This window comes from Streptomyces malachitofuscus, assembly GCF_055571035.1.
Genome location: NZ_JBVIGA010000006.1, coordinates 111,378 through 134,276 on the forward strand (window position 1 = coordinate 111,378; position 22,899 = coordinate 134,276).

Here is a 22,899-nt window from a genome sequence, read left to right on the forward strand (position 1 = left end):
GACCTGTGATGCCTCCCGGGGAGTACGGGCACAGGCGTGGCATGACGTACGTTCGTGAGGTGAGGGACATGTGCGGCACAAGCGCCCGGAGGGAAGAAGCGGAAGGCCTGCTTCCGCCGTTTTCACCGGCGTAGCGTCGGCTGCGCGTGCCCCCTTCACCTCCTGCCCACCGCCCCGCACGCGCGGCGAACGGCCCCACAGCACACCCACCAGGACCGGCGAACCACGTGAGCTCCTCTTCCTCCACCAGCGGCCTGTCGCACCCTCCGGTGCGGCGGGGGAACCGTGGCGCTTATCGACTGGTGCGTACCCCGCCGGCTCGCGTGAACCCCCCTGATCTGGACGCCGCACAGCGCTCCGTGGTTGAGCACACCACCGGTCCGCTGCTCGTTCTCGCAGGTCCGGGCACCGGCAAGACCACCACACTCGTCGAGTCCGTGGCCGCGCGGATCGCCCGCGGCGGGGACCCCGAGCGCATCCTGGTGCTGACGTTCAGCCGCAAGGCGGCCGTCGAACTGCGTGACCGCATGGCGCTGCGCATCGGGACCGCCCACGCCCCGCAGGCCACCACCTTCCACTCGTTCTGCTACGCCCTGATCCGCGCCCACCAGGACAGCGGCCTCTTCGTGGAACCGCTACGGCTGCTGTCCGGCCCCGAGCAGGACGTCACCGTCCGCGAGCTGCTCGCCGGCCAGGCGGACCTGGAGCGGCTCGGACTCGCCCATGTGCGCTGGCCGGACGAACTGCGTGCCTGCCTGACCACGCGCGGCTTCGCCGACGAGGTCCGCGCGGTGCTCGCCCGCAGCCGGGAACTGGGCCTCGGCCCCGATGCCCTGGACGCCTTCGCCCGCCGCATCGGGCGCCCCGACTGGCGCGCCGCCTCGGCCTTCCTCGCCGAGTACCTCGACGTCCTCGACCTGCAGGGTGTGCTCGACTACGCGGAACTGGTCCACCGCGCGGTGCTCCTCGCCCGCCGCCCCGAGATCGCCGGGCAGCTCGCCGCGCGGTACGACGCCGTCTACGTCGACGAGTACCAGGACACCGACCCCGCCCAGGTGCGGCTGCTGCACGCACTGGCGGGCGGACGCACCCTCGTCGCCTTCGGCGACCCCGACCAGTCGATCTACGCCTTCCGGGGCGCGGACGTGGGCGGCATCCTGGAGTTCCCGTACGCCTTCCCCCGCGCGGACGGCCGTCCGGCCCCGGTCGAGGTGCTGCGCACCTCCCGGCGCTCCGGTGCCGCCCTGCTGGAGGCCACCCGGCGGGTGACCCGGCGCATGCCGCTGCCCCGGCTCCCGGCCGAGAAGGTGCGCGCCCACCGGGAGCTCACGCCGGCGCGGGACGGCGGGCGCGTCGAGGTGTACACCTACCCGACGGCCGGCACGGAGCTGGACAACGTCGCCGACATCCTGCGCAGGGCGCACCTGGAGGACGGCGTCCCCTGGAGCGAGATGGCCGTCCTGGTGCGCGCCGGCTCCCGCACCCTCCCCACCGTCCGCCGCGCGCTCACCTCGGCGGGCGTCCCTGTGGACGTCGACGGCGACGACCTCCCCCTGCGCCACGAGCCCGCGGTGGCCCCGCTGCTGACCGCCCTGCGCGCGGTGGCCACGGCGGAGGCCGAGGAGGGGGAAGGCACCGGCACGGACACCGCGCCCGACGCCGGCGCGGAGGCGTGCTGGCTCGACACCGAGACCGCCCTCACCCTGCTCACCTCCCCCCTCGCCGGCATGGACGCCGCCGACCTGCGACGCCTCGGCCGGGCCCTGCGCGAGGAGGAGCGGGCCGCGGGCAACGCGCTGCCACCGCCCTCGGACGAGTTGCTCGCCCGTGCGCTCGCCGAACCGGAGCGCCTCGCCGTGCACGACCCCGTCTACGCACGGGGCGCCCAGAGGCTCGGCTCCCTGCTGCGCCGGGCCCGCGCCCGTCTGGCCGACGGCGGTACGGCCGAAGAGGCCCTGTGGGACCTGTGGGACGGCACACCCTGGCCCCAGCGCCTGGAACGTTCCGCCCGGCGCGGCGGCGCGGCCGGCCGCAACGCCGACCGGGACCTCGACGCCGTGTGCGCGCTGTTCGCCACCGCCGCCCGCGCGGAGGAGCGCACCGGCGGCCGGGGAGCCCTGAACTTCCTGGAGGAGATCGAGGCCGAGGACATCGCCGCCGACACCCTCACGCGGCGCACCGACGCCCGCCCCGGCGCCGTACGCCTGATGACCGCCCACCGCTCCAAGGGTCTGGAGTGGCGCCTGGTCGTCGTGGCCGGAGTCCAGGAGGGACTCTGGCCGGACCTGCGCCGCCGCGGCTCCCTGCTGGAGGCCGACCGCATCGGCCGCGACGGACTTGCCGAACCCCTCACCCCCGGCGCACTCCTCGCCGAGGAACGCCGCCTGTTCTACGTCGCCGCCACACGCGCCCGGGAACGCCTCGTCGTGACGGCGGTGAAGGCACCCGCCGACGACGGCGACCAGCCCTCCCGCTTCCTGACCGAACTCGGCGTCGAGCCCAAGGACGTCACCGGCCGCCCCCGCCGCCCCCTGTCCGTCGCCGCGCTCGTCGCCGAACTGCGTGCCACGACGGTCGACCCCCGGGTCTCCGACACCCTCAGGGAGGCCGCCGCCCAGCGGCTGGCCCGGCTCGCCGCGCTCGCCGACGACGACGGCCGCCCGCTGGTTCCGTCCGCGCACCCCTACCGCTGGTGGGGCATGTTCGAACCGACGGAGAGCAAGGTGCCGCTGCGCAGCCGCGACCAGCCCGTCGTGCTCTCAGGCAGCGCCCTCGACCAGCTCGCCAACACCTGCGCCCTGCAGTGGTTCCTCGGCCGAGAGGTGAAGGCCGACGCGCCCGCGACCGCCGCCCAGGGCTTCGGCAACGTGGTGCACGTCCTGGCCGACGAGGTGGCCTCCGGGCACACCCCGGCCGACCTCGCCGTCCTCATGGAGCGCCTCGACTCCGTGTGGAACGCGCTCGCCTTCGACGCGCCGTGGAAGTCGGCGCAGGAGAAGGAGAACGCCCGCGTGGCGCTCGAACGCTTCCTGAAGTGGCACGTCATGGACCGCACGGGACGCACCCCGGTGGCCAGCGAGCACGACTTCGACGTCACCCTCGGGGCGGGCGACTACGAGGTGCGCATCCGTGGCCAGATGGACCGCGTCGAGGCCGACGGCGAGGGACGCGCGTACGTCGTCGACTTCAAGACCGGCAAGCAGGCGCCCAGCGCCAAGGAGGTGGAACGCCACCCGCAGCTCGCCGTCTACCAGCTCGCCGTCCGCGAGGGTGCCGTCGACGGGGCCTTCGACGGAGTACGCCCCGAACCGGGCGGTGCCGAGCTCGTCCAGCTGCGCCAGGGCGCCGCCAGACGGGACGGCGGGGAGGCCCTGCCCAAGGTGCAGGCCCAGGAACCGCTGGAGGGCGAGTGGGTCGGCGACCTGCTGGCCACGGCCGCCGGCAAGGTCCTCGACGAACGGTTCACCCCGACGGCGGGCCAGCACTGCGCCCACTGCGCCTTCCGCTCCTCGTGCAGTGCCCGGCCCGAGGGCGGGCACGTCGTCGAGTGAACCGGCGTGGCGCATCGCACCACCCGATCCGACCTGCGGTTCTTCCCTTCCGTCACAGGTCGGCGCATGTCGCTGTCAGTGCGCGCCGCTAGATTCTCCGTGTGCCCGCCCGTATCACCGATCCCGATCAGCTCAAGGAGCTCCTCGGCATCCCGTTCACCCCGGAGCAGACGGCCTGCATCACCGCGCCGCCCGCCCCGCAGGTGATCGTGGCCGGAGCCGGATCGGGCAAGACGACGGTGATGGCGGCACGCGTGGTGTGGCTGGTCGGCACCGGCCAGGTCGCCCCCGAACAGGTCCTCGGTCTCACCTTCACCAACAAGGCCGCCGGCGAGCTCGCCGAACGCGTGCGCAAGGCGCTGATCAAGGCAGGTGTCACCGACCCCGACGCCATCGACCCGGACAATCCGCCGGGCGAGCCGGTGATCTCCACGTATCACGCCTTCGCGGGCCGTCTGCTGACCGACCACGGACTGCGCATCGGGCTGGAGCCGGCCTCCCGCCTGCTCGCCGACGCCACCCGCTACCAGCTCGCCGCACGCGTCCTGCGTGAGGCCCCCGGTCCCTACCCGGCGCTCACCCGCTCCTTCCCCGACCTGGTCGGCGACCTCCTCACCCTCGACGCGGAGCTCTCCGAACACCTCGTCCAGCCCGAGGACCTGCGCGCCCGCGACGCCGAGCTGCTGCGCACCCTGGAGAACACCAAGCTCACCAACGCCGACCTGCGCAAGGTCCCCGAAGCGGCCGCCGCGCGGCGTGAACTGGCCGACCTGGTGCTGCGCTACCGGGCCGCCAAACGTGAGCGCGACCTGCTCGACTTCGGCGACCAGATCGCCCTGTCCGCCCGGCTCGCCGCCATCCCCGAGGTGGGCCGCGTCCTGCGCGACGAGTTCCGCGTGGTCCTGCTCGACGAGTACCAGGACACCTCTGTCGCCCAGCGGGTCATGCTGGCCGGACTGTTCGGCGGCGGCACCGGCCACCCGGTCACCGCGGTCGGCGACCCCTGCCAGGCGATCTACGGCTGGCGCGGCGCCTCCGTCGCCAACCTCGACGACTTCCCCGACCACTTCGCCCATGCCGACCGCCGGCCCGCCACCCGCCAGTCGCTCAGTGAGAACCGCCGCAGCGGTGGCCGCCTGCTGGACCTCGCCAACGGCCTCGCCGAACCCCTGCGCGCCATGCACGCGGGTGTCGAGGCCCTCCGTCCGGCCCCGGGCGCCGAACGCGACGGCACCGTCCGCTGTGCCCTGCTGCCCAGCCACGCGGAGGAGATCGACTGGATCGCCGACTCCGTCGCCCATCTCGTCCGCACCGGCAAGGCGCCCGGCGAGATCGCCGTACTGTGCCGCACGGCCGGCGACTTCGCCGGGATCCAGGCCGCCCTGGTCGCCCGGGACGTCCCCGTCGAGGTGGTGGGGCTGTCCGGGCTGCTGCACCTCCCCGAGATCGCCGACCTCGTCGCCGTCTGCGAGGTTCTCCAGGATCCGGGGGCCAACGCCTCCCTCGTCCGTCTGCTCACCGGCCCGCGCTGGCGCATCGGCCCCCGCGACCTGGCCCTGCTGGGCCGCCGCGCACGACGGCTCGTCTCCCACGCGCGGGTGGACGGCGACGACGACCCGGACCGGCGGCTCGCGGAAGCCGTGGAGGGCGTCGACCCGGCCGAGGTGATCTCCCTCGCCGACGCCCTCGACACCTTCCTGGAGACACCGTTCGACGGCGACGACGACGGTCTGCCCTTCTCACCCGACGCGCGCGTGCGCTTCGCCCGCCTGGCCACGGAACTGCGCGACCTGCGCCGCTCCCTCGCCGACCCCCTCATGGACGTCCTGCACCGCGTCCTCGCCGTCACCGGCCTGGAGGTCGAGCTGTCCGCCTCCCCGCACGCCCTCGCCGCCCGCCGACGCGAAACCCTGTCCAACTTCCTCGACATCGCCGCCTCCTTCGCCGCCGGGGACAACGAGGCCACCCTGCTCGCCTTCCTCGGCTTCCTGCGCACCGCCGCCCAGTACGAGAAGGGCCTCGACAACGCCCTGCCCGGCGGTGAGAACACCGTCAAGGTGCTCACCGCGCACAAGTCCAAGGGCCTCGAATGGGACGTCGTCGCCGTTCCCGGACTGGTCACCGGCACCTTCCCCAGCACCCAGGGCCGCGAGAAGTGGACCGCCCAGGGCAAGGTGCTGCCGCACGCACTGCGCGGTGACGCCGACACCCTGCCCGACGTCGTGTCCTGGGACTCCCGGGGGCTCAAGGCCTTCCACGAGGCCATGAAGGAACACCAGCACACCGAGGAGCTCCGTCTCGGCTACGTCACCTTCACCCGCCCCCGCTCCCTGCTCCTCGCTTCCGGCCACTGGTGGGGACCCAGCCAGAAGAGGCCGCGCGGTCCTTCCGCGTTCCTCCAGGCCCTCTACGAGCACTGCGCCGCCGGGCACGGCGAGATCGAGGCGTGGGCGGACGAGCCGGCCGAGGACGAGGAGAACCCCGCCCTGCACGGGGCCACCGACGGCCAGGTGTGGCCCCTCCCCCTGGACGATGCCGCCCTCACCCGTCGCCGCGCGGCCGCCGAAACCGTCCTCGCCCACCTCGACGCCCTCGCCGCCCACCCGGACGGCCCGGGCACCGCCGTGCACGACCCGGACACCTACGACGATCCGGACTGGCCGGCGCCGCCCGAGGACGAGGAACTTCCTCCCGAGGACGACCCCTTCGCGGACGACGACCCCGGCGACTGGGAGTCCTGGACCGCCGACCGTCCCACCGTCCCGCACCAGGCGACGGCCCCCGAGGCCACCGGACAGCCTCGCGAGGCGGACCGCGCCCACCCGCCGCGGCAGCCCGGCGCGCCCCGCCTCACCCCCGAGGAGGCCCGCACCGTCGCCTCCTGGGACCGCGACCTCGACGCCCTCGCCGGCGAGCTGCTGCGCACCCGCGCGAGCGTCACCGAGGTCCGGCTGCCCGCCTCCCTGACCGCCTCCGAGCTGCTCCGCCTGGCGGAGGACCCGGACGGCTTCGCCCAGGAGCTGGCCCGCCCCATGCCCCGCCCCCCGCAGCCCGCGGCACGCCGCGGCACCCGCTTCCACGCCTGGGTCGAGGCACGCTTCGAGGCCCTGACGCTGCCCATGCTCGATCCGGAGGAGCTGCCCGGCAGCGACGCCGAGATCGAGGACGAGCGTGACCTGCAGGCCCTGAAGGAGGCGTTCGAACGCACCGAGTACGCCCGTCGTACGCCCCACCGCGTGGAGGCGCCCTTCCAGCTGACGATCGCCGGCCGCGTCGTCCGCGGCCGCATCGACGCCGTCTACCGGACCGACGAGGCGGACGGGACGACGTACGAGATCGTCGACTGGAAGACCGGCCGCGGCCGCACCGACGACCCCCTCCAGCTCGCCGTCTACCGGCTCGCCTGGGCCGAGCAGCAGGGCGTTCCCCTGGAATCCGTCCGGGCCGCGTTCCTGTACGTACGCACCGGAGAAGTGGTCCGACCCGGGGTCCTGCCCGGCCGCGCGGAGCTGGAGCGGCTCCTGGTCGAGGAGCCGCCCGGTGAGATACCGCACTCCGAGGACACCGGCGGGGACCGCTAGGCTCGACGGCATGAGCCAGCCCGTTGACAGTGCCGTCAGCGCCGTCCGTACGTACATCGCACAGCACCGCGCCACCTTCCTCGACGATCTCACCGAGTGGCTGCGCATCCCGTCCGTCTCGGCCCAGCCCGACCACGCGCCCGACGTGCGGCACAGCGCCGACTGGCTCGCCGCGAAGCTCAAGGAGACCGGCTTCCCCACCGCCGAGGTGTGGCACACCCCCGGCGCCCCGGCCGTCTACGCCGAGTGGCGCTCCGCCGATCCCGAGGCGCCCACCGTGCTGGTCTACGGCCACCACGACGTACAGCCCGCCGCCCGCGAGGACGGCTGGGACAGCGAGCCCTTCGAACCCGTCGTCCGCGGCAACCGTCTTTACGGGCGCGGTGCGGCCGACGACAAGGGCCAGGTCCTCTTCCACACCCTCGGCGTCCGCGCCCACCTCGCCGCCACCGGCCGCACCACCCCGGCCGTCCATCTGAAGCTGCTGATCGAGGGCGAGGAGGAGTCCGGCTCCCCGCACTTCCGGGCGCTCGTCGAGGAGCACGCGGACCGGCTCACCGCCGACGCCGTGATCGTGTCCGACACCGGCATGTGGTCCGAGGACACCCCCACCGTGTGCACCGGCATGCGTGGCCTCGCCGAGTGCGAGATCCGGCTGTACGGCCCCGACCAGGACATCCACTCCGGTTCCTTCGGCGGCGCGGTCCCCAACCCGGCCACCGCCGCCGCACGCCTGGTGGCCGCCCTGCACGACGACCACGCGCGCGTGGCGATCCCGGGCTTCTACGACGGTGTGGTGGAGCTCACCGACCGGGAACGCGAACTCATCGCCGCGCTGCCCTTCGACGAGGAGCAGTGGCTGCGCACCGCGAAGTCGCACGGCACCCGGGGCGAGACCGGATACAGCACCCTGGAGCGCGTCTGGGCGCGCCCCACCGCCGAGGTCAACGGCATCGGCGGCGGCTACCAGGGACCCGGCAGCAAGACGATCATCCCCTCCTCCGCCATGGTGAAGCTGTCCTTCCGGCTGGTCGCCGGCCAGGACCCAGAGCATGTGGCGAAGGCCGTCCGCGCCTGGGTGCCGGAACAGGTTCCCGACGGCATCCGCCACGAGATCTCCTTCAGCCCCGCCACCCGGCCCTGTCTGACCCCCCTGGACCACCCCGCCCTGCAGTCCCTGGTCCGGGCGATGGGCCGCGCCTTCGACCGGCCCGTCCTGTTCACGCGCGAGGGAGGCTCGGGCCCGGCCGCCGACCTCCAGGACGTACTCGGCGCACCCGTCCTCTTCCTCGGCATCTCCGTCCCGTCCGACGGCTGGCACGCCCCCAACGAGAAGGTCGAGCTCGACCTGCTCCTCAAGGGCGTCGAGACCAGCGCGTATCTGTGGGGCGACCTCGCCGAGCACTGGCGGCACGCCCCCTGACCACCGCAGCCGTCCGGAACCGACGCCCGCGCGGGGCACACTGGAAGGGGCCTTCGCCACGCCCCGCCGGATCCGGTCCCTCCCACCGCATGTTCCGCCGAACCGCCCGCCGACCCAATCCGTTCCACCGGGGGAGTTGGAAGCACCCGTGACCACCTGGACCGACCACACCGCCGACCGCCCCATCTCGCTCACCGTGCCGAGCGGCATCGACCGCGCCGCCCACCACCGGCTCGACGAGGCCTGGCTCGCGGCGGCATGGAGCCACCCCTCGACCCGCTGCTTCGTGGTCTCCGGCGGCCAGGTCCTCATCGACGAGACGGCGGACGGGCGCACCGAACTCCTCATGACGCCGTCCTTCGAGGCCCCGCTCACCGAGGCACACCGCTACTTTCTGGGCATCGACGAGGACGGCGTCAGCTACTTCGCCCTCCAGAAGGACTCACTGCCCGGCCGCATGGACGACTCCGCCCGCCCGGCGGGCCTGCGCGAGGCGGGGCTTCTGCTGTCGCCGCGCGAGGCGGGCCTGATGGTGCACGCGGTCGCCCTGGAGAACTGGCAGCGGCTGCACCGCTTCTGCTCCCGCTGCGGCGAGCGCACCGTCATCGCCGCCGCCGGCCACATCCGGCGCTGCCCGGCCTGCGGTGCCGAGCACTACCCGCGCACCGACCCCGCGGTGATCATGGCGGTCGTGGACGGCGACGACCGCATCCTGCTGGGACGCCAGGTCCACTGGCCCGAGGGCCGCTTCTCGACGCTCGCCGGATTCGTGGAGCCGGGCGAGTCCATCGAGCAGTCGGTGCGCCGCGAGGTGCACGAGGAGGTCGGCATCTCCGTCGGCGAGGTCGAGTACATCGCCAGCCAGCCCTGGCCCTTCCCGTCGAGCCTGATGCTGGGCTTCACCGCCCGCGCCACCACGACCCAGATCAACGTCGACGGCGACGAGATCCACGAGGCCCGCTGGTTCTCCCGCGACGAACTCGCCGCCGCCTTCGAGTCCGGCGAGGTGCTCCCGCCGTACGGCATCTCGATCGCGGCCCGGCTGATCGAACGCTGGTACGGCAGGGAACTCCCGACCCGCAGCGCCTTCTGACCCGGCGCCCGCACGACAATAAGCGGGGTGACCGTCCCTTGCGGGGGACGGCCACCCCGCTCCGGGGTCGGTCCGCTCAGACGCCGACCTTCTGCTTGACCTGCGCGAGCGACGGGTTGGTCAGCGTCGAACCGTCGGCGAAGAGCACGGTCGGAACCGTCTGGTTTCCGCCGTTCGCCTTCTCCACGAACGCGGCGGACTCGGGGTCCTGCTCGATGTTGATCTCGGTGTACGCGATGCCCTCACGGTCCAGCTGGCTCTTCAGCCGGCGGCAGTAGCCGCACCACGTGGTGCTGTACATCGTCACAGTGCCCTGCATACCTCTCGCGCTCCTTCGGCGGCTCGGGGAAGTCCTCGTCGTGGGGGGAACGTACTTGAAAGCGCAGGCATTCCCGAAAGCCGGTGCGCCGCCGCCGTCCCGGGAGTGACGCCTGCCGCATTGATATGACCGCAGTGCCCTCCCTGTGGACAACCTGCTCACCTGTCTCCGGGGACCTGGCAGCATGGCCATGTGACAGCAGCAACGCACTCCCCCCTCTTCCCGCAGGTACCGGACTCGGCCGACGCGGTGCTCGAAGGGCTCGACCCCGAGCAGCGGGCCGTGGCCACCGCCCTGCACGGACCGGTGTGCGTACTGGCGGGCGCGGGCACCGGCAAGACCCGGGCGATCACCCACCGGATCGCCTACGGGGTGCGCGCCGGGATCCTCCAGCCCTCCAGTGTGCTCGCCGTCACCTTCACCAACCGTGCCGCCGGGGAGATGCGCGGCAGGCTCCGCCAGCTCGGCGCGGTCGGCGTGCAGGCGCGCACGTTCCACTCCGCGGCGCTGCGCCAGCTCCAGTACTTCTGGCCGAAAGCGATCGGTGGTTCCCTGCCCCGGCTCGTCGACCGCAAGATCCAGCTGGTGGCCGACGCGGCCGCCGCCTGCCGCATCCGGCTCGACCGCGGGGAGCTGCGGGACGTCACCGCCGAGATCGAATGGTCCAAGGTCACCCAAACCGTCCCGGGGGACTACGCGGCCGCCGCCGACAAGGCCGGCCGGGAGACCCCCCGCGATCCGGCCGAGATCGCCCAGCTCTACTCCGCCTACGAGGACATCAAGCGTGAGCGCACGGTCATCGACTTCGAGGACGTACTGCTGCTGACGGTCGCCGTTCTCCAGGACCGGCACGACATCGCGGAGCAGGTCCGCGCCCAGTACCAGCACTTCGTCGTCGACGAGTACCAGGACGTCAGCCCGCTCCAGCAGCGCCTGCTGGAACTCTGGCTCGGCGGCCGGGAGAACCTGTGCGTGGTCGGCGACGCCAGCCAGACCATCTACTCGTTCACGGGAGCAACCCCCGACCATCTGCTCGACTTCCGCACCCGCCATCCCGGAGCCACCGTCGTCAAACTGGTCCGCGACTACCGCTCGACCCCCCAGGTCGTCCGTCTGGCGAACGGGCTGCTCGCCCAGGCCCGCGGCCGCGCCGCCGACCACCGGCTGGAACTCGTCTCGCAGCGCGCCGGGGGGACCGAGCCGGTCTTCACCGAGTACGCCGACGAGCCCGCCGAGGCCGAGGGCGCCGCGCGCCGCATCCGAGAGCTCATCGACGCGGGCGTCCCGGCGAGCGAGATCGCCGTCCTGTTCCGCACGAACTCCCAGTCCGAGACCTATGAGCAGGCCCTGGCCGACGCCGGGGTGCCCTACCAGCTGCGGGGCGCCGAGCGCTTCTTCGACCGTCCCGAGGTGCGCAAGGCGATCGTCGCCCTGCGCGCGGCGGCCCGCTTCGGCGGCAACGACGCACTCCTCGACGACGCCCCCGACCTGCCCTCCCAGGTGCGTGCCGTGCTCTCCGGCGAAGGCTGGACCACCGAGCCGCCGGCCGGCTCGGGAGCGGTCCGGGAGCGCTGGGAGTCACTGGCCGCCCTCGTGCATCTGGCGCAGGACTTCGCCCGCGCCCGGCCCGGCGTCACGCTCGCCGACCTCGTGACCGAACTCGACGAACGGGCCGGCGCCCAGCACGCCCCGACGGTGCAGGGGGTCACCCTCGCCTCCCTGCACTCGGCCAAGGGCCTGGAGTGGGACGTCGTCTTCCTGGTCGGCGTCGCCGAGGGGATGATGCCGATCACCTACGCAAAGACGGACGAGCAGATCGAGGAGGAGCGCCGTCTCCTCTATGTCGGCGTCACGCGCGCCCGCGAGCGCCTCCATCTCTCCTGGGCGCTGTCCCGCTCGCCCGGTGGCCGGCCGAACCGCCGTCCCAGCCGTTTCCTCGCCGGGCTGCGCCCGGGGTCGACCGCCGCGGGCCGTGGCGGTGCGGCCGGGGCGGGAGGTGTGGAGCACGGTTCCTTCGGCGCTGCGCCCGCCCCGGCCGCACCGAGGCCGAGACGGGGCCGGCGCAGCCCCGCCCGCTGCCGGGTCTGCGGTCGCACGCTGACCGACGCGGGCGAGATGAAGCTGATGCGCTGCGAGGACTGCCCCTCCGACATGGACGAGGGGCTCTACGAGCGGTTGCGGGAGTGGCGCGCCGACCAGGCGCGTCGCAGCGGACAGCCGGCCTTCTGCGTCTTCACCGACAAGACGCTGATCGCCATCGCCGAGACGGCCCCCGACGACGAGCAGGGTCTCGCGCGCATCCCCGGGGTGGGGATGCGCAAGCTGGGCCGCTACGGGGCCGATGTTCTGGCCATCTGCGCAGGCCGTGACATCGCCGAGGAGCAAGATCCGGACTGATGCGAACTCGTCGAAAAAATAGTTTGCGCATGCCCCGGGAATCCCCATAGGTTCTTAGGCACGGGGACAGCGGCCTTCTCGAAGGCCCTGGATCCATGTTGTACTTGCATATCCGCGGACTGGCTCACCCCAGTCCCCCGAGACGCCGAGAGGAGGCGAGTCCAGTGATCAGCATCAACACCAGCTCCATCGTCAAACTGACCGATCGCTCGGCCGTCTCCCTGTGCATTCCCGGCGCCTCGAACCAGGGCACCGGTCTGTCCGGCCTCCGTGCCGTGCGGCCGGCGTCCTCCGTCGCTCCCGCGGGCCTTGTCGTCCGTGAGCGCGATGAGCGACCGACCAAGGCACTGGAAGCAGCAGTAGTGGCACAGGCGCAGGCCTATGCCTTTGCGGCGGCCGGTGCCGGATTCCGGAAGCAGACGACGCAGCACCACCTGATGTGGGCCTTCCGTGGGCCAGAACCCTGGAGTGATCCAGCCTGATGCGATCAGGCCGGCGCCTTCAGGGCCGCGGAACCCCATCCGGGATCCGCGGCCCTTCTGTTTGTCCAGCAACGTGGACGACGAAGCGAAGGCGCCTCGGGACAAGAAAAGAACCCGGTACCAGCCGCCACCCGGTCAACCGACCGGAAACGACCAGACGAGGAAGACGAACCGTGCAACTCGAAGCGCACGCCCCGTCCGTACCGCCTTCCGACACGATCCCCAAGCCCGGCTCCACGGAGGACCCGACCTTGACTCCGCTCACCGCGCTCACCGCGCTCGACGACGCCATCGAGAACCTCGGCGTGCCCGTCCCGTGCCGCTCCTACGACCCGGAGGTCTTCTTCGCCGAGTCGCCCGCGGACGTCGAGTACGCCAAGTCCCTCTGCCGCACCTGCCCGCTGATCGAGGCCTGCCTCGCCGGCGCCAAGGAGCGGCGTGAGCCCTGGGGCGTCTGGGGTGGCGAGCTGTTCGTCCAGGGAGTTGTCGTCGCCCGGAAGCGGCCGCGCGGCCGTCCGCGCAAGAACCCGGTCACGGCATGAACACCCCAGGAACGATCGACCGCCCCCTCACGCACGACCCCCAGAAGCAGGCCCCGATGATGCCGTCCACTCACGAGCCCGCCGGCTCCGCGACCGAAGACTTCACCACCAGCGGCGCGAACGACTCGCGCCAGAACAGGACCCGAGAGATGCAACTCATCCCAGAAGCCCTGGCTCGCGCGCATATGCACGACCGACTGCACGAGGCGCAACAGGAGCGCCAGGCCGTACGCCTGGTGAACGCGCGCCGGATGCAGCGCCGGGCCGAGCGCGCCTCCCGGCGCGCCCGCCGCGCGCTCGCCATGGCGGTCATGCAGTAGCCGACCCAGAAGAAGCGGTGGCCTCGCCCAGCCGGAGGCCCAGCTCTTCCCCGCGGGGCCGGTCCGTGCGAACGGACCGGCCCCCGCGGTGCGTTGCGACGGGCGGGCCGTCCGCCGCGGCGTTATCGTCACCGGGTGACGAGTCATTCCGGTGGCGATGACGACGGGCGCACGGCGGAGCCGGAGGCGCTGGTGTGCGCCCGCTGCGGCACCCGCGCCGAGGGCCCGCAGCCGACCTGGACCTTCTCCCTGGAGAACGGCACCCCGCGCCACTACTGCGAGAAGTGCTCCCGCGACTATCTGCGGGCGATCGAGGGACGCCTGGACGCGCAGTGGTGGTAGCGGCCGTACCGGTCAGGCCTGGGCGGCCGGTTCTTCCTCCGTCGGCTCCTCCGGGAGGAACGCCGGCAGCCACCCCTCCAGTTCCTCCCGCAGCCGCACCGTCGCCCCCAACTGACAGAGCACACCGATGGTGCTCAGGGTCACCCGATGGATCAACAGGTAGGCCGGGGGAAGGTTGAGCTGCTTGGCCAGTTGGGAGGCGGGGGAGCGGGGGTCGGCGACCCGGGCCGCCTGGCTCCGCATCCAGCCGCGGCTGAAGGTGAACTCGTCCGCCCGTGCCGGCTCGATGATCGGCAGGAGGTACTCCAGGACGGCGTCGGGGTCCAGCTCTATGGACTCCTTGACGAAGCCCTCCGTGCAGAGCATCTCGTAGACCGCCTCGGCCTCGCCGTCCAGCGTCATGCGCAGGGCCTCGCCGATGGGCTCGGGCAGACCACCCGGGAGGCGGTCGACCGTCCCGAAGTCCAGTACGCCGAGGCGCCAGTCGTCCTCGCCCTGAGGACCACCGGGCAGCAGACGGAAGTTGCCCGGATGCGGATCGGCGTGCAGCAGACCGGTGCGGGCGGGGCCGGAGAACAGGAAGCGCGCCAGGAGCTGGCCGGCCCGGTCGCGTTGCGCCTCGGTACCGTCCGAGATGATCTCCGACAGCGGGATGCCGTCCATCCACTCGGTGATCAGCACCTGCTCGCACTGATGGACCACGTCCGGCACGACGACATCGGGGTCGCCGCCGAACTCCTCGGCGTGGGCCCGCTGCGCCTGAGCCTCCAGCTCGTAGTCCAGCTCTTCCGAGACTCGGTCCTTCAGCTCCGTGATCAGCGGCTTGACGTCCATGCCGGGGACGAGCGGGCCCAGCAGACGGGCGAAGCGGCTCAGCTGGTTCAGGTCGGACAGCAGGGCCTCGCCGGCGCCCGGGTACTGCACCTTGACCGCCACCTCGCGGCCGTCGTGCCACACCGCCCGGTGCACCTGGCCGATGGAGGCCGCCGCGGAGGGCTTGTCCTCGAACTCCAGGAACAGCTTCTGCCAGCCTTCCCCCAGACGCTCGTCGAGCACCGCGTGCACGGTACGGGTCGGCATCGGCGGGGCCGCCTCCTGAAGCTTGGTCAGCGCCGCGCGATAGGGGCCGGCGACCTCCTCCGGCAGGGCCGACTCGAAGACCGACAGGGCCTGGCCGAACTTCATCGCGCCGCCCTTGAGCTCGCCGAGCACTTTGAAGAGCTGCTCGGCGGTGCGCTGCTGAAGCTCGCGGCCGACGATCTCCGCGGACTCGCCCACGATCCGCTTGCCAAGCCCCCATGTCGCCCGCCCGGCGAAACCGAGCGGGAGCGCGGCCAGCTTGGCGGTTCGGGTGACCGCCTTCCGCGGAAGATCAGACATGCGCCCTCCAAGTACCTGCCGGCCGCTCCGTGTCCGCCTGTCGGCGCACCGTCTCCGACGACCCCTGCACGGCCATTGTCTCGTGCGACCCCCCGCCTCCGGGGGTGTGTTCTCCCTTACCTTTCTCCCGGCACCTTTTGTCCGGGATTCGTCCCTCGTCCTTCTCCGCGGTCCGCCCGGCGGCCCCGCACGCGCAGGCGGGATGCGGCCACACCGGCCGCGCCCGCCAGTGCAGACCGGGAACGGACACCTCCCAGCGTGCACCGGCGCTGGACGGAATCCGGCCGTCCAGGAAGGCGAGCGCGTGCGCGGCCGCCAGTCCCGCCACCGTAGTGGCCAGGGCCAGATCACAGGCTCCCACTCTGCGCTGCCGGCCGGAGCGCCACTGGGCGATCAGTCGCGGCCAGGTCGGGTCCCGGTCGACGCGGTCCTGCTGAAGACAGCCGGCACAGCCCGTTTCGCCGGGCAGGACGAGCGGGCCGACCACACCGGTTCCCTCCACCACACCGACGTGAAGATGCGGAGTGCCCGAGGACACAAGACCTTCGGCGGAGGACGGATCGGGCGCGTACACGGCGACGTCGTCCCGTGGGGCGAGGATCACCAGGGAGAACCCCGGGTCGCTCTCGTCGTGGGGCGACCGGGCGGTCCGGCGCGGCGGCCGGCCGGGTGCGGCCCGGCGCACCGCGCCGCGGGCCGCCTCGTCCCTGCGGTCGCCGACGGCTTCGGCGGGCAGCCCGCCCGGCGCGACGTCCCACGGCTCGACCCGCCCGACGTCACGCACCTCCACCCCGCCCACTCCGGCTCCCGACAGCAGTGCCGCGAGCACCCCACCCACCCGGCCCGCACCTCGCACCCGCACCCGCGTGCTGCGGCGGGCCGCCAGCCGGCGCAGCGGATCGCCCGGTTCGGAGGTGGTCAGGGCGAGGGAGGCCAGGTCGGGACGGAGCCGGTCGAGGACCTCGGGCGTCTCGCGCAGGGCGTCGGCGTCCGGTCCGCCGCCCCGGGAGTCGTCCAGGAGCCCGGCCCGCGACAGCCGCCGTACGAGCAGGTCGACATGACCCTCGGGCAGATCCATGCGACGCCCTTCCTCGCGCAGGAGACCGAGGCCGCGGGTGCCGTCGAGCAGGTCCAGGAAGCTGCCCGTCGCCGTGTCCATCGGACCCAGCGTCAGCGCGTGGGCCGGAGTCATCCCGAATTGAACGGTGTTGAGATCGCGCCACCCGCGCCTGAGCGCGGGCTTGACCATCGGATGCATGACAGGCCCCCGTATCTGCTGGATCGTCCCCGTGGCCGGCCGTGCCCGGTCGCGCTCCGGCCGACACATGCCAGCATGCCGGGACCCGGCCGAGGCCGCCGAAAGTTGTCCACAGGTGCCGGAATTCGTCGTACAAATCCGGCGCACGGTGGTGGGATCGACATGGAACCGTCCCGGAGTCAAGACTTCCCCGTGGACAGCGGGTACGGTCGGGGCGTGCCCGCCGACCCACTGCACCGCCCTGGAAAGTCACAGCGCAGCACGAGCCAGCCGACGAACGGCTCACGGGCGAGCGCGATCGAGGTCCGCAGGAGCGCCCGTCGACGCAGAACGGTCTCCGCGTACCGCGAGGGCGATCGCACCGTGGTGCTCATCCCCGCCCGGATGTCCGAGGCGGAGGAGCAGCGCTGGGTGAACGTCATGCTCGACAAGCTGGCCGCCCAGGAGAGCAAACGCGCGCTCGGGGACACGGAGCTGGCCGAGCGTGCCAGGCGGCTGTCGGAGCAGTACTTCGACGGGCGGGCCAGGCCGGCCTCCGTGCGCTGGGTGACCAACCAGAACACGCGCTGGGGCTCGTGCACCCCGTCCGAGGGCAGCATCCGTCTGTCGCACCGGCTCCAGGGCATGCCCGACTACGTCGTCGACTACGTCCTCTGCCACGAGCTGGCGCATCTGCTGGTGCCCGGGCACGGGCCCCGCTTCTGGCGGCTGCTGGAGGCGTACCCCAGAACGGAACGGGCCCGCGGCTATCTCGAAGGTGTGGTCGCGGCCGACCGGCTGCCGCACGTGCCCGGTGCGCGCGATGCGTGAGCCGCGCCTTCGGTGAACGCACCGTAGGCCCGTGCACGCGTTGTGTACCGGGTCTGTACCGACTTCATCCGGTGTCGGAGATTGCCGTTAGCCTGGCGCGACGCACTCACATTCGGGATGGGGGACGGTCGTACGTATGGCCAGGGAATTCCAACGCGGCCACAAGGCCAGGATCAGTGACCTCACCGCGGGCACGGATCTGTACGTAGGTGTGCAGATCTCCGGCCCCGGGCTGACCTTCGACATCAGCTGCTTCGGCCTCGACGCCGACGAACGGCTCTCGGACGACCGCTACTTCGTCTTCTTCAACCAGCCGAAGTCTCCTGAGGAGTCCATTCAGCTTCTGGGCGCCCAGGCCGGGGACACGGAGTCCTTCCGTGTGACGCTGGACCGGATCCCGCAGCAGATCAAGAAGCTGTCCTTCACGGCGACGATCGACGGCGCCGGGCAGATGTCCCAGGTCGGCCCCGGATACATCCGCATCGTCGCGGGTGGCGAGGAAGTGGCCCGGTACCCGTTCAGCGGGTCGGAGTTCTCCACCGAGCGGGCCGTGATGCTCGGCGACTTCTACTTCAAGGACGTGTGGCGGTTCGCCGCCGTCGGGCAGGGCTTCGACGGCGGGCTCGACGCGCTGCTGAGGAACTTCGGCGGTGAGGTGGCCGAGGACGAGCCGGCTGCCGCGCAGCAGCCGGCGGCCGGCGGAGCCACGCCCGGCTTCGCGCCGCCCGCCCAGGCCGCCGCGCCGCCCGCGTTCGGCGCGCCCGCCGGTGCCCCCGCACCCGCTCCGGCCCCGGCGCCCGCGCCCCAGCCCGCCGCACAGGGTTTCGCGCCGCCTCCGGGTGCCACTCCGCCTCCGGCGCCCGCGCCCTCCGCCCCGCCGGTGCACTCAGCACCGACGATTGTCGCGCCCATGGGCACCCCGCCCGGCGGCTCCCCGGTACCGCCCCCGGCACCGGCACCCGCGCCTCCCGGCCAGCAGCCGCCGTACGGTCAGCCTGCCCCGCCGCCGCCCGGCTACGGTCAGCCCCAGGCACCGCAGACCCCGGCCCCGCCGCCCGGCTACGGGCAGCCCACTCCCCCTCCCGGTTACGGACAGCAGCCCCCGCCCGGACAGGTGCCCCACCAGCAGGCCCCCTACGGCGCTCCTCAGCAGGCCCCCTACGGCGCTCCCCAGGGGGCGCCCCAAGGCATGCCCCAGGGCGCACCGCAGGGCCCCGGTGTCATGGGCGCGCTCCAGCAGTTCAAGGAGACGCCCACCGGACAGCGCTGGACGCAGCAGAACAAGAAGCTCGTCCGCGCGGACCTCGGCATCGGCGGGATGCCCGTGCTGGCCCGGCAGGGCAGCATGGTGCTCTACCAGGGCAAGGTCGACTTCAGCTACAAGGGCGCCGGGTTCTCCGGCCGCATCGTGGGCAACGCCACCGGCCAGGAGATGCAGCTGATGCGCTGCACCGGCCAGGGGCAGGTGTTCTTCGCCGAGAGCTCCACGATGCTGCACCCGATCGAGCTCCAGGGCGACGCCGTGTGCGTCTCCGCGGAGAACGTCCTCGCCTTCGACGAGACCCTCCAGTACGAGGTCCGCCGCATCGAGGGGCACGGCATCCCCGGCGGCGCGCTGTTCACGATGCAGTTCCAGGGCACCGGCACGATCGTCGTGAAGACCCACGGCACGCCCGTGGTGCTGCCGGTCACGCCCACCACGTTCGCCGACTGCAACGCCGTGGTCGCCTGGTCGGCCGCTTCCCAGGTGGTCGTCTCCAGCCAGGTGAGGATGCGCCGCAACTCCTACCCCGGCGACACCGGGGAGAGCGTCAACCTGCAGTTCCGGGGCGCACCCGGCAACTTCATCGTCGTCCAGCCGTACGAGATCTGAGGGAGCCCGTCATGAACCAGCCACTCGCGGGCTACGCCCCCGCCCCCGTCACCGCCCGCATGGAGAACCACGGCAACCACATGCTGAAGGTCGCCATGCAGACCGGCCACGACCTCCTCGCGCGCGTGGGCTCGATGGTCGCCTACGAGGGGTTCGTCCAGTACGAACCCAACCCGCCGGCCGTCCGCCAGATCGCCAAGGACTGGCTCACCGGTGAGGGCGCGCCCCTGATGAAGTGCTCGGGCGACGGCCTGCTCTACCTCGCCGACTACGGCGCCAACGTCGTCGTGATCAACCTCAACGGCGACGGCATCTCTGTCAACGCCACCAATCTGCTCGCCTTCGACGCCCATCTGACCTGGGGTGTGGAGCGGGTGAAGGGCCTGGCGAAGTTCGCCGGACAGGGCCTGTGGAACACCAAGATCTCCGGGCAGGGCTGGGTCGCGCTGACCTCGCGCGGCAAGCCGATCGTCGTCGACTGCGGCGGTGGTGACGACGAGACGTACGTCGACCCCGACGCCCTGGTCGCCTGGTCCCCGAACCTCAAGGTGAAGGGCAAGCGCAGCTTCCGCGCCCAGTCGCTGATCGGCCGCGGCAGCGGCGAGGCCTACCAGATGGCCTTCTCCGGTCAGGGCATCGTCGTCGTCCAGCCCAGTGAGGACAGCACCGACCGTCTCCGGGTCCGGGGCTGAGGGGGAGCAACCACATCATGCAGAGCCCGCTTTTCGCCTTCAACGAGCAGCAGACCCAGGAGCGCTGGAGCCTGCAGAACCAGCAGATGCTCCGCGTGGGTCTCGAAGGCCACGACGACGTCCTCGCCCGCAAGGGCACCATGGTCGCCTATCAGGGACTCGTCGAGTTCGACGCCGAGTTCCAGAGCAGCGGCGCGTCACGCGCGCGTGCGCACACCGGTGAGGGACTCGACCTGATGCGCTGCCACGGGCAGGGCACCGTCTACCTCGCCAACCTCGCCCAGCGCATCCACATCATGGAGGTGGAGGGCGACGGGCTGACGGTCGACAGCAGCTACGTGCTCGCGATGGACTCCTCACTGCACCACGAGGTCATCGCCGTCGACAGCCTGTACGGCATCTCCGGCTCGGGGAAGTATCAGCTCAACATCACCGGCCGCGGCAAGGTCGCCCTGATGACGTCCGGCATGCCGCTGCTGATGCAGGTGACGCCGGACAAGTACGTCAACTGCGACGCCGACGCGATCGTCGCCTGGTCCACCTCCCTGCGGGTGCAGATGCAGGCCCAGACCCACTCCTCCGGGGTATGGCGGCGCCGCGGCAACACCGGTGAGGGCTGGGAGCTCAGCTTCATGGGCAGCGGCTTCGCGCTCGTCCAGCCCAGCGAGCTGCTGCCGCCGCAGAACGCCCAGATCGGCTCGGGGCTCTCCGCGCAGTACGGCATGGGGCAGCAGGGTGCCCGCGGCCAGAACCAGGGCAACGTCTGGAGCTGACCGGATCGTACCGGGACAGGAGTAAGGGGTGGCCGCCAGGGCGGTCGCCCCTTACACGTGTTCTCAGACGCCGAGTCCGGCCCGGGTCGCCCCGAGCAGCCGGAGCACCGACGCGTCGGCCACGTCCGCGACCTCGTCGTAGGGGAACCAGCGCACGTCGAGGGACTCGTGGCTGATCGCGTGCACGGCGTCCGGTGGGGCCACGGCCGCGTACTGGACGTCGAAGTGGCAGTGGCAGGGCGGCGGGATCGGATGCCGGTCGAGGCGCACGGGCCCACCCGGCAGCAGCGTCAGGCCGGGGATGCCCGACTCCTCCGTCGCCTCGCGCAGGGCCGCGGCGGCGAGCGAGGAGTCCCCGGGCTCGCAGTGGCCGCCCATCTGGAGCCACATGCGCAGCTTCCTGTGCAGGGTCAGAAGCACCCGGCCGCGCTCCGGGTCGATCACCAGGGCGCTCGCCGTTACATGGCCGGCGCCGCAGGCCTTCCACACGCCGTCCGGATGGGCGGCGAGGTGCTCCAGATAGTCCTGACGCAGCTCCGCCTGGTCCTCGTACCCCTTGAGTACGAGGACCGCGTCGTCGTACAGGCTCACTCGGTGCCGTCGCCCTCGTTCTTGCCCTCGCCCTCGTCCTTCTTCCTGAGGTCGGGCTTGTCGGCCGCCTCGCCGAGCATCTTGTCCAGCTCGGAGAAGTCGATCTGCTCACGGTGCACGAACCCGTCCGGGTCGTCCAGGTCGGTGGCCGTCGGCAGCATGTCCGGGTGCGCCCAGAGCGCGTCCCGGCCGTCGACCCCGCGCGCGTCGGTGAGCGAGGCCCACAGACGCGAGGCGTCACGCAGCCGGCGCGGACGCAGCTCCAGACCGATCAGAGTGGCGAACGTCTGCTCCGCCGGGCCGCCCGAGGCGCGGCGCCGGCGCAGCGTCTCGCGCAGCGCGTCGGCCGACGACAGCCGGGGCTTGGCCGCCGCGTGCACCACCGCGTCCACCCAGCCCTCGACCAGTGCCAGCGCCGTCTCCAGACGGGCCAGGGCGGCCTTCTGCTCCGGCGTGTCCTCCGGCTGGAACATGCCCTGCTGGAGAGCCTCCTGCAGCTGCTCGGGGTTCTGCGGGTCGAACTGGCCGACGACGTCCTCGAGCTTGCCGGTGTCGACCTTGATGCCGCGGGCGTAGCCGTCGACCGCGCCGAAGAGATGCGAGCGCAGCCACGGGACGTGCGCGAACAGGCGCTGGTGGGCGGCCTCGCGCAGGGCGAGATAGAGCCGCACCTCCTCCTGGGGGACGCCCAGGTCCTTGCCGAAGGTCTCGATGTTCAGCGGCAGCAGCGCGGCCCGGCGGGCCGGGCCCAGCGGCAGACCGATGTCGGAAGAACCGACGACCTCACCGGCGAGCACGCCGACGGCCTGGCCGATCTGCGTGCCGAACATGGCGCCGCCCATGGAGCGCATCATGCCGATCAGCGGGCCGGCCATGGCCTGCATCTCCTCGGGCAGGACATCGCCCATCGCGTTCCCGACGCGCTCGGCGACCGGGTCGACCAGCTCCCGCCAGGCCGGCAGGGTGGCCTCGACCCACTCCGCGCGGCTCCAGGCCACGGCGGAGTTGGCGCCCGACGGCAGCGAGGTGGCGTCGTCCAGCCACAGGTCGGCCAGGCGGACGGCGTCCTCCACGGCCTTGCGGTCGGCGGGGCCGACGCTCGCGTCCTTGGACCCCTCCGCGGTGCCCTGGGAGACGGTCTGCCGCGCGATCTGTTTGGCCATGTCCCAGTTCACCGGCCCGCCCTCGTAGGAGAGCATCTGGCCGAGCTGCTGGAACGCGGCGCCCAGGTCGTTGGGGTTCAGCGACCCGAACATCGCGGCGAACGGATTGTCCGCACCGCCCGGGCCGCCCAAGCCTCCGGCTCCGGGCACGCCGAAACCGAACGGGTTGGCCGGGCCCTGACCACCGCCGCTCTGCGGGTCCTTCTTCTTGCCCTCGTCGCCGTCGTCCGGCTCCTCCGGCGGAAGGCCGAATCCGAATGGGGTGTCACTCACGGGATTCCTCGGCTTGTAGGGCCGCCGGTTCTTTCC

General features: G+C 72.4%; 18 protein-coding genes. 13 read left to right on the plus strand and 5 right to left on the minus strand.

The annotated features are described in order from the left end of the window. Positions 1-227: 227 nt before the first annotated feature. From ACZ44S_RS10810 to nudC, 4 genes are all read left to right on the plus strand, one after another. Positions 228-3,551, plus strand: a complete 3,324-nt coding sequence (locus ACZ44S_RS10810; protein WP_466926923.1) for an ATP-dependent helicase — start codon at positions 228-230, stop codon at positions 3,549-3,551. Positions 3,552-3,652: 101 nt separating this feature from the next. After that, positions 3,653-7,132 (plus strand): UvrD-helicase domain-containing protein, encoded by a 3,480-nt coding sequence (locus ACZ44S_RS10815; protein ID WP_466926925.1) that lies wholly within the window; start codon positions 3,653-3,655, stop codon positions 7,130-7,132. Positions 7,133-7,142: 10 nt separating this feature from the next. Continuing rightward, positions 7,143-8,555 carry a dipeptidase gene (locus ACZ44S_RS10820; protein WP_466926927.1) on the plus strand — a complete coding sequence of 471 codons (1,413 nt, stop codon included), beginning with the start codon at positions 7,143-7,145 and terminating at the stop codon, positions 8,553-8,555. Positions 8,556-8,691: 136 nt separating this feature from the next. Beyond that, positions 8,692-9,648: an NAD(+) diphosphatase gene (gene nudC / locus ACZ44S_RS10825; RefSeq protein WP_466926930.1), complete on the plus strand. Its 957-nt coding sequence runs from the start codon at positions 8,692-8,694 to the stop codon at positions 9,646-9,648. Between the two features lie 76 nt (positions 9,649-9,724). Here the strand turns inward: nudC and ACZ44S_RS10830 are convergent, their stop codons facing one another. Further along, positions 9,725-9,967, minus strand: coding sequence for a mycoredoxin (locus ACZ44S_RS10830; RefSeq protein ID WP_037937849.1), 243 nt, complete (start codon positions 9,965-9,967; stop codon positions 9,725-9,727). Positions 9,968-10,159: 192 nt separating this feature from the next. Between ACZ44S_RS10830 and ACZ44S_RS10835 the strand changes: the two genes are divergently transcribed. The 5 genes from ACZ44S_RS10835 (at position 10,160) to ACZ44S_RS10855 (ending at position 14,050) form a co-directional block, all read left to right on the plus strand. Further along, a complete protein-coding gene (locus ACZ44S_RS10835) occupies positions 10,160-12,364 on the plus strand; it encodes an ATP-dependent DNA helicase UvrD2 (RefSeq protein ID WP_466926933.1) in 2,205 nt (734 codons plus the stop codon). A 164-nt stretch (positions 12,365-12,528) separates the two neighbouring features. After that, a complete protein-coding gene (locus ACZ44S_RS10840) occupies positions 12,529-12,846 on the plus strand; it encodes a hypothetical protein (protein WP_361029182.1) in 318 nt (105 codons plus the stop codon). Positions 12,847-13,019: 173 nt separating this feature from the next. After that, the gene (locus ACZ44S_RS10845; RefSeq protein WP_125504338.1) at positions 13,020-13,388 is read left to right on the plus strand and encodes a WhiB family transcriptional regulator; all 369 of its coding nucleotides are present in this window, start codon (positions 13,020-13,022) and stop codon (positions 13,386-13,388) included. Beyond that, on the plus strand, positions 13,385-13,708 hold the full coding sequence (locus ACZ44S_RS10850) for a hypothetical protein (protein WP_466926938.1): 324 nt from the start codon (positions 13,385-13,387) through the stop codon (positions 13,706-13,708). The genes ACZ44S_RS10845 and ACZ44S_RS10850 overlap by 4 nt, the downstream gene beginning before the upstream one ends. A gap of 135 nt (positions 13,709-13,843) precedes the next feature. Continuing rightward, complete coding sequence (locus ACZ44S_RS10855; RefSeq protein WP_466926941.1) at positions 13,844-14,050, plus strand: hypothetical protein; 207 nt, start codon at positions 13,844-13,846, stop codon at positions 14,048-14,050. Between the two features lie 12 nt (positions 14,051-14,062). Here ACZ44S_RS10855 and ACZ44S_RS10860 read toward each other — a convergent pair whose 3' ends face one another. Beyond that, positions 14,063-15,430, minus strand: coding sequence for an ABC1 kinase family protein (locus ACZ44S_RS10860; RefSeq protein WP_466926943.1), 1,368 nt, complete (start codon positions 15,428-15,430; stop codon positions 14,063-14,065). Further along, entirely contained in the window at positions 15,423-16,688 is a 1,266-nt protein-coding gene (locus ACZ44S_RS10865) for a TOMM precursor leader peptide-binding protein (protein ID WP_466926946.1), read from the minus strand. Before ACZ44S_RS10865 ends, ACZ44S_RS10860 begins: the two co-directional genes overlap by 8 nt. 216 nt (positions 16,689-16,904) lie before the next feature. Between ACZ44S_RS10865 and ACZ44S_RS10870 the strand changes: the two genes are divergently transcribed. From ACZ44S_RS10870 to ACZ44S_RS10885, 4 genes are all read left to right on the plus strand, one after another. Next, positions 16,905-17,498, plus strand: a complete 594-nt coding sequence (locus ACZ44S_RS10870) for a M48 metallopeptidase family protein (protein ID WP_466926949.1) — start codon at positions 16,905-16,907, stop codon at positions 17,496-17,498. A 136-nt stretch (positions 17,499-17,634) separates the two neighbouring features. Next, positions 17,635-19,371 (plus strand): TerD family protein, encoded by a 1,737-nt coding sequence (locus tag ACZ44S_RS10875; RefSeq protein ID WP_466926952.1) that lies wholly within the window; start codon positions 17,635-17,637, stop codon positions 19,369-19,371. Positions 19,372-19,382: 11 nt separating this feature from the next. Further along, positions 19,383-20,063: an AIM24 family protein gene (locus ACZ44S_RS10880; RefSeq protein WP_190161496.1), complete on the plus strand. Its 681-nt coding sequence runs from the start codon at positions 19,383-19,385 to the stop codon at positions 20,061-20,063. Positions 20,064-20,080: 17 nt separating this feature from the next. Further along, a complete protein-coding gene (locus ACZ44S_RS10885; protein WP_466926954.1) occupies positions 20,081-20,836 on the plus strand; it encodes an AIM24 family protein in 756 nt (251 codons plus the stop codon). 63 nt (positions 20,837-20,899) lie between these two features. Here ACZ44S_RS10885 and ACZ44S_RS10890 read toward each other — a convergent pair whose 3' ends face one another. Both ACZ44S_RS10890 and ACZ44S_RS10895 read right to left on the minus strand, forming a co-directional pair. After that, positions 20,900-21,427: an NUDIX hydrolase gene (locus ACZ44S_RS10890; RefSeq protein ID WP_466926956.1), complete on the minus strand. Its 528-nt coding sequence runs from the start codon at positions 21,425-21,427 to the stop codon at positions 20,900-20,902. Then, positions 21,424-22,863: a zinc-dependent metalloprotease gene (locus ACZ44S_RS10895; protein ID WP_466926958.1), complete on the minus strand. Its 1,440-nt coding sequence runs from the start codon at positions 22,861-22,863 to the stop codon at positions 21,424-21,426. The genes ACZ44S_RS10890 and ACZ44S_RS10895 overlap by 4 nt, the downstream gene beginning before the upstream one ends. Between the last annotated feature and the right edge of the window lie 36 nt (positions 22,864-22,899).

What these genes read in the sequence shown, in the direction of transcription:
- ACZ44S_RS10820 (WP_466926927.1), top strand. Translation starts at nt 7,143, where the DNA reads ATGAGCCAGCCCGTTGACAGTGCCGTCAGCGCCGTCCGTACGTACATC.
- ACZ44S_RS10830 (WP_037937849.1), bottom strand. Translation starts at nt 9,967, where the DNA reads ATGCAGGGCACTGTGACGATGTACAGCACCACGTGGTGCGGCTACTGC.
- ACZ44S_RS10850 (WP_466926938.1), top strand. Translation starts at nt 13,385, where the DNA reads ATGAACACCCCAGGAACGATCGACCGCCCCCTCACGCACGACCCCCAG.
- ACZ44S_RS10860 (WP_466926943.1), bottom strand. Translation starts at nt 15,430, where the DNA reads ATGTCTGATCTTCCGCGGAAGGCGGTCACCCGAACCGCCAAGCTGGCC.
- ACZ44S_RS10865 (WP_466926946.1), bottom strand. Translation starts at nt 16,688, where the DNA reads ATGCATCCGATGGTCAAGCCCGCGCTCAGGCGCGGGTGGCGCGATCTC.
- ACZ44S_RS10875 (WP_466926952.1), top strand. Translation starts at nt 17,635, where the DNA reads ATGGCCAGGGAATTCCAACGCGGCCACAAGGCCAGGATCAGTGACCTC.
- ACZ44S_RS10880 (WP_190161496.1), top strand. Translation starts at nt 19,383, where the DNA reads ATGAACCAGCCACTCGCGGGCTACGCCCCCGCCCCCGTCACCGCCCGC.
- ACZ44S_RS10885 (WP_466926954.1), top strand. Translation starts at nt 20,081, where the DNA reads ATGCAGAGCCCGCTTTTCGCCTTCAACGAGCAGCAGACCCAGGAGCGC.